Origin of the sequence: Pantoea sp. R102 (genome assembly GCF_004916815.1) — a bacterium.
In the GTDB taxonomy this organism is placed as follows: Bacteria; Pseudomonadota; Gammaproteobacteria; order Enterobacterales; family Enterobacteriaceae; genus Pantoea; species Pantoea dispersa.
Window position 1 is genome coordinate 22747 of sequence record NZ_SDFT01000155.1, and the last position, 6000, is coordinate 28746.

6 protein-coding genes are annotated in these 6000 nt (G+C 59.0%); 1 reads left to right on the top strand and 5 read right to left on the bottom strand.

Annotated elements, in window-relative coordinates:
• Positions 1-108: 108 nt before the first annotated feature.
• Complete coding sequence (locus ERD80_RS16240; protein WP_136547636.1) at positions 109-1203, bottom strand: NADH:flavin oxidoreductase; 1095 nt, start codon at positions 1201-1203, stop codon at positions 109-111.
• A 102-nt stretch (positions 1204-1305) separates the two neighbouring features.
• Here ERD80_RS16240 and ERD80_RS16245 point away from each other — a divergent pair, with 102 nt between their 5' ends.
• On the top strand, positions 1306-2199 hold the full coding sequence (locus tag ERD80_RS16245) for a LysR family transcriptional regulator (protein ID WP_058758595.1): 894 nt from the start codon (positions 1306-1308) through the stop codon (positions 2197-2199).
• Between the two features lie 528 nt (positions 2200-2727).
• On the opposite strand, the gene ERD80_RS16255 is transcribed toward ERD80_RS16245, so the two are convergent.
• The 4 genes from ERD80_RS16255 to ERD80_RS16270 form a co-directional block, all read right to left on the bottom strand.
• The gene (locus ERD80_RS16255; RefSeq protein ID WP_021505987.1) at positions 2728-4023 is read right to left on the bottom strand and encodes a sorbosone dehydrogenase family protein; all 1296 of its coding nucleotides are present in this window, start codon (positions 4021-4023) and stop codon (positions 2728-2730) included.
• Complete coding sequence (locus ERD80_RS16260) at positions 4020-4442, bottom strand: DUF2231 domain-containing protein (protein ID WP_136547638.1); 423 nt, start codon at positions 4440-4442, stop codon at positions 4020-4022. Before ERD80_RS16260 ends, ERD80_RS16255 begins: the two co-directional genes overlap by 4 nt.
• Positions 4443-4557: 115 nt before the next feature.
• A complete protein-coding gene (locus ERD80_RS16265) occupies positions 4558-5394 on the bottom strand; it encodes an MBL fold metallo-hydrolase (RefSeq protein ID WP_136547640.1) in 837 nt (278 codons plus the stop codon).
• A 258-nt stretch (positions 5395-5652) separates the two neighbouring features.
• The coding region (locus tag ERD80_RS16270) for a thioredoxin domain-containing protein (RefSeq protein ID WP_136547641.1) at positions 5653-6000 on the bottom strand (348 nt) is incomplete at its 5' end.

Sequence of the window (6000 nt, forward strand, 5' to 3'; positions counted from 1 at the left end):
CGCAGCAATGCGCACCCGACAAAACCCCACATCATTGTTGCAGATGCGCGGGCATGCGTTTTACACCGTTGTGGCAGGGTCGCCATGGATGGCGACCGAAAACGGCGGTTATGCCAGCTCGCTGTTTTTAACATCCGCGGACGGTGCCAGCAGGTTTTGATCGAAGGCGCGCAGCGGCTGGCCGTGGCGAACGCGCTGTGGCCAGTCCGGATTGGCCAGCGCGCTTTTGCCCAGCGCCACATAATCTGCGCCCTGATACAACGCCATGCCGGCGCGTTCGGCATCTGACAGCGATCCGTTGATCACCACCGGCAACTGTGGCGCAGCCTGGCGCGCCAGCTGTAGCAGCGACTCTGCCGCGTCCGCGAACGCTGGCTGCAACGCATCGTGTTCGGTCAGGTGCAGATAATCGATACCTGAGTCGGCCAGCAGCGCAAACACCTGGCGCGCTCCGGCAGCGCCCTCGTGCCATTTATGCGTAAAATCATTCACTTTCCCCTGGGAAATCCGCACGCCCAGCGTGACGTTGGCACCGATGCGCTGTCGCACCGCGGCAATCACCTCCCGCGTCAGCGTCAGTCTTGCGATAATATCGCCGCCCCAGCGGTCGCTGCGCTGGTTGGTGTAATCGGTAAAGAACTGATCGAGCAGATAACCGTTGGCCGCGTGAATTTCAATGCCGTCAAAACCGGCTGCCTCAATGGCGCGCGCCGCGCTGTCAGCAAAGGCGTCAATCACCTGCTCAATCTGTTCATCACTCATGGCGCGCGGCAACGGGTAAGCGCCGTGGCCATGGTAAAACCGCAGTTGTTCGCCACGTGGCGGGATCGCCGAAGGCGCCAGCGTATCGCGCCGGTAAATATTGCCCTGCGATATCGCACCGGCGTGCATCAGCTGTGCAATGATTTTGCTGCCGTGCTGGTGCACGCTGTCGGTGATGGCCCGCCAGCCGGCGATCTGCTGGCGATTGACCAGCCCGGCCTGAAAAGCGTAAGTCTGTGACCAGGCTTCATCAATGTAGAGACCTTCGGTGATTACTGCGCCAAAGCCACCGCGGGCGAAACGCGTATAGTACTGCTGCATACGCTCGCCCGGGACACCGTCCACACTGGCGGAGATGCGCGTCATCGGTGCCACCATCAGGCGATTGGTTAAATCGAGGTGGTTAAGCGTACTGCTCTGAAACAGGTGTTTGTCGGTCATTCGGCGCTCTGAAATAAATTATCATCAGGAGCCATTATAGTGAGTCGCCATTGTGGCAAAAATGGCCGATTATGATACGTCTGCTTAACGGAAACCGTTACAATGAACTCCCGGGATATTGATGTTTTTCTGATGGTGTCGCAAACCCGCAGCCTGACGCAGGCGGCGCGGCGGCTCGGCACCACCACTATGACCGTGTCGCGCCGGCTAGCCTCACTGGAGGAAGATCTCGGCGTACGGCTGCTGCATCGCACCACGCGCGCCATTGCCCTTACCGATGAAGGCGAAGAGTTTCTTCCCTATGCCAGAACGCTGGCCGAGACCGAACAGAGCGCACGCAACCTGTTCGCGCCCGATAAACAGGGGGCCACCGGCCAGCTACGCATCACCGCGCCTACGGGGTTTGGCCGGCGCACCATCATTCCACTGCTGCCGTCACTGATGGAGCAAAACCCTGGGCTGCGCGTTGAGTTTCAGCTCAGCGACGATGTCACGGACATTGTCGGGCTGGGCTTTGATGTCGCGATTCGCATCGCCCCGCTGCGCGATTCCCGCCTGGTGGCACACCGCCTGGCCGATAACCCGCGCCGGCTGTGTGCGGCTCCGGGCTATCTGCAACGCTTCGGCACGCCGCGTCATCTGGCGGATCTGCATCAACACCACTGTCTGCGCCTGTCGAATGTGGTGCAGTGGAGTTTTATGGTGGACGGTCATCTCTCCAGCCTGAGTGTTGACGGCCGCTTTAGCGGCAGCAATGTCGAAGGGGTGCGTGCGCTGTGCGTGGCCGGCAGCGGCATCGCGCAGCTATCCGAATGGGATGTGCGGGAAGAGCTGGCATCCGGCGAACTGGTGGCGCTGGAGCTGGAGGACGCGCAGCCGCAGATGCTGGGCGTGTGGGCGCTGTTTCCCACCACGCGCCACCTGCCGGCGCGCGTCAGCGTGTTTGTTGCGGCGCTCAGACAGGCAATGCAACAGCAAAGCCGGCCCGGCGCGTGACGCGGGCGTACGAAAAAAGGCGGAGGGGTGAGCTCCGCCTTGTTTCAAGTTCCGGTCAGTGCGCCTGACCGGTCAGTTGCAAAAGGGCAACGATGATTTGCAGGATCACCCGGACCAGGTCCAGGAGTAATCGAACAAGTTCCATCACTTTCCTTCTCCTCTGACAGGAGCGCGCTGTTCAGCTTTCGGGGCCCTGACTCTACCCGCCGACCGCCTAAGCACATCTGTGAGGAGCGCTGAGCGGCACTCATTGTGAAAGCCACAGGCCAGCACCACCTGAAACCTGCCGGGGTTTGACTATCCGCGCCCCTGGAGTCATCAGAAAACAATAAGCATCCGCCGCGCTCAACACCTGTATAACCATACAGTATTTTAGCGAAACTTGAAATCTTTCGCTGCACATTTTATCATTCCTTTTGTGAGGAGTGCTGAGCACCCCGTTCCGAGCGCGGTTACCAGCCGGGTGACGAACATAAAAAAAAGGATTTGGCGACCTGGCCAAATCCTTTTTTATTGCCTGCGATGACCCTACTGTGCGGCGCTGATACGCCAGATCGCGTTGCCGGCATCGTCGGCAATCAACACCCCGCCCTGATTATCCGTCGCCAGTCCTACCGGCAAACCGCGTACCTGCTTCTGATCGTCGGTGAGGAATCCTGACACCACCGTCTGCGGTTGCCCGACCGGTTTGCCGTTTTCAAATTTCACCCAAATCACTTTATAGCCGTTGAGCGGCGTGCGGTTCCAGCTGCCGTGTTCACTGATGAACGCACCGCCGCGGTACTGCGGCATATTATCCGCGCCATAGAACAGCAGGCCGAGCGGTGCCACGTGTGAGCTCAGCGCATAGTCCGGTTTGATGGCTTTCGCCACCAGATCCGGCCGCTGCGGCTGGGCGCGCTCGTCGACGTGCTGACCAAAGTAGCTGTACGGCCAGCCGTAGAAACCTTTGTCCTGCACGGAGGTCAGGTAATCCGGCACCAGATCCGACCCGATTTCGTCACGCTCGTTGGCGATGGCCCACAGCTTGCCGCTTTGCGGCTCCCACTGCAGACCGGTAGGATTGCGGATGCCGCTGGCATAAATGCGGCTGGCACCGGTTGCGGCGTCCACTTCCCACACCGCCGCGCGGCCATACTCTGCGCCGATGCCGTTCTCGGTGATGTTACTGTTGGAACCGACACCGACGTACAGTTTGCTGCCGTCCGGACTGGCGAGCAGCGCTTTGGTCCAGTGGTGATTCAGCTCACCGCCCGGCAGTGACGTCACCTCTTCCGGCGGCGTACGGATTTCGGTTTCGCCGGTCTGGTAAGGGAATTTCACCAGGCTGTCGGCGTTAGCCACATACAGCGTATTGCCAATCAGCTGCATGCCAAACGGCGCATTAAGGTTTTCGATAAACCGGTGCTGTTCCCACTTGCCGTTAACGTTGCGCAGCAGCGTGATGCGGTTGCCGCCCGGGCCACCTTTGCCGGAAGATTTCTGCACCAGGCTCATGATCAATTCTTTCGGTGCCGTGACCGGGTTTTTCACCCCGTTGGCTTCTGCCACCAGCACATCGCCATTCGGCAGCACATACAGCTGACGCGGGTGCATCAGGCTGGCCGGGATTTTCTCGATCTTCAGGCCGTCGGCCACTTTTGGTGTCTCGCCCTCTTTCCACGCGGTGCCTTCCGGCACCTGCATCGGCGGCATAAAGAAGTTTTTGGCCTGCGGCAGCTGCGGATCAGGGCCGATTTGCCGTTGCGGATCGAGGTCCGATCCGCTGTCGCAGGCGCTCAGCAGTACCGCAATTCCCAGCGCACTCATTACACGAAATTTCATGGGCGACCTCCCTGTAAACGACGCTCGCGCAGCGCCAGCTGCAGATTCGCTATCAGCAACAGCACCACCACCAGGGTGGAGAGCGTTACGCCCATCGGCACCACCGCATAGGCATCGCGGCTGTGAATGAATGCGTTGACGATGGCCAGCACGATCGCCAGCAGCGACAGCCAGAAATGGGTCTTCTCTGCGGCAGGTGCGCCACGGAATAAATGAATCAGGCTGATTAGTCGCGGCACAATCGCCAGCACCAGCCCGATGGCGATCAGCCAGCTGGCGGCTTTGGTCCACATGACGATGAAGGTTTGCAGATAGATAATATCAAACAGCCAGGCAGCAAAGAAAAAGCCCAGCGGCAACGGCTCAAGCAGGGTAAACAGCGTCACGCCAACAACCGAGCGTCCCGAGGTATGGTACATCGCACTCTCCCTATCACAGTTTTTCCAGGCGAGAGCAATCCGGCCAGGCATCGCTTCGCACGCCTGAGAAATATTAGTAAAGATAAAGAGTCATGCGCACAGCCCGCACAAAAAGTTAACCGTGCCGACGGAACTGGTTCAGTTCCTGCGCGTCGTGGCTGCAGAACAGTTGCACCTCTTGCGCGTGCTGCAGTGACAGCTCACGCAGCCGCTGCTGATTGCTGTGCCAGGCGGCGCGGTCACTGCACATCAGGCGCTGATAGGCGCGCAGGCCCGGCGTACAGTGGCGCTGGCTGTGGTACATTTCACCGCGATAAAACCAGGCGTCGCCGCCATGCAGCAGCCAGCCGCCCTGATGACGAATCGCCACGCCCGCATGGCCCAGCGTATGTCCCGGCAGCGGCACCAGCAGAATCTCATCGCTGAGATCGTCGACCGCCTTCACCGCATCAAAGCCATACCAGCGCTCGCCACCGCTGGCGTAACCGCGCCAGCCATCGTGCGCAGTCCACTGCTGCGGGCGAAACCGCTGACGCGCCAGCCAGCTGCTGTCGCCCGCCTGGGTTACGGTATCCAGTTCACGCTGCAGCAGATGAATGCGGGCGGCCGGAAAATCACTGATGCCGCCGGCGTGGTCAAAATCGAGGTGGGTCAGAATAATGTGGCGCACATCTTCCGGGCGAAAACCCAGCAGCTGAATCTGTGCCAGCGCGCTGAGCTGCTCGTTATAGCGAATATTATTCAGCGCGCGGAAAAAGCCCGACAGGCGGCGGTCAGGATGGCGCATGTCCTGCGTGCCCAGACCGGTATCCACGAGGATTAAACCGTGACGGTCAGTTTCCAGCAGTAAGCAGTGGCACACCAGTTCAGCAAACGGACCTTTGCTGAAACCATCGAATAACGCGCCGCCGAGCGGGCACATGCAGCCACAGTTGAGGTGATGAATTCGCATTGTTCTCCCCCAAAATAAAATGGCGCGAGCGCGCCGTTATTAAATGAATAAATAAAAAGTGATTTAACATATATGTGCCATGATGATGCTAATTGCAAATAAACCAGAATGATTCATTTATCAATTTATTTATTACTCATTTAATTTCAATGCATTGAAATATTGAATGCAGATTTTTAATAAGCAAAAAAAATAACCGCAGCGCAAGGTTATTCACGCTACGGTTATTTAACGCGGTCAATTACCGTTATTGATTAATCAGGCAGCGCGTGCCGCCCACCACAGGCGCAGCTTGAGCCCCCAGCTGCTGGTCCAGCCGCTGCTGGTGCTGACCACCTTGCCCTGATGCAGCACGATGAACGTCGGCGTGGCGCTGATTTGCCAGCGCTCTCCCAGCGCCCCGCTTTCATCATTGACGGCGAATCCCCGTACTCCTTTTTTATCCAGCCAGGTGGCAACGCGCGCATCGCTGCCGGATCGCAGAGCCACGCTGACCACCTGCGTGCCGTGCTGACTGAGCGCGGCTACCGTCGGTGTGGTGAGTTTGCACACGCCACACCAGCTGGCCCAGACGTAAACCAGCACCGGCCGCTGCTGGCTCAGCGT

Bases quoted from the DNA above. Each gene is read 5' to 3' on its own strand.
- ERD80_RS16260 (WP_136547638.1), bottom strand. From the start codon at position 4,442: ATGTACCATACCTCGGGACGCTCGGTTGTTGGCGTGACGCTGTTTACC.
- ERD80_RS16240 (WP_136547636.1), bottom strand. From the start codon at position 1,203: ATGACCGACAAACACCTGTTTCAGAGCAGTACGCTTAACCACCTCGAT.
- ERD80_RS16245 (WP_058758595.1), top strand. From the start codon at position 1,306: ATGAACTCCCGGGATATTGATGTTTTTCTGATGGTGTCGCAAACCCGC.
- ERD80_RS16255 (WP_021505987.1), bottom strand. From the start codon at position 4,023: ATGAAATTTCGTGTAATGAGTGCGCTGGGAATTGCGGTACTGCTGAGC.
- ERD80_RS16265 (WP_136547640.1), bottom strand. From the start codon at position 5,394: ATGCGAATTCATCACCTCAACTGTGGCTGCATGTGCCCGCTCGGCGGC.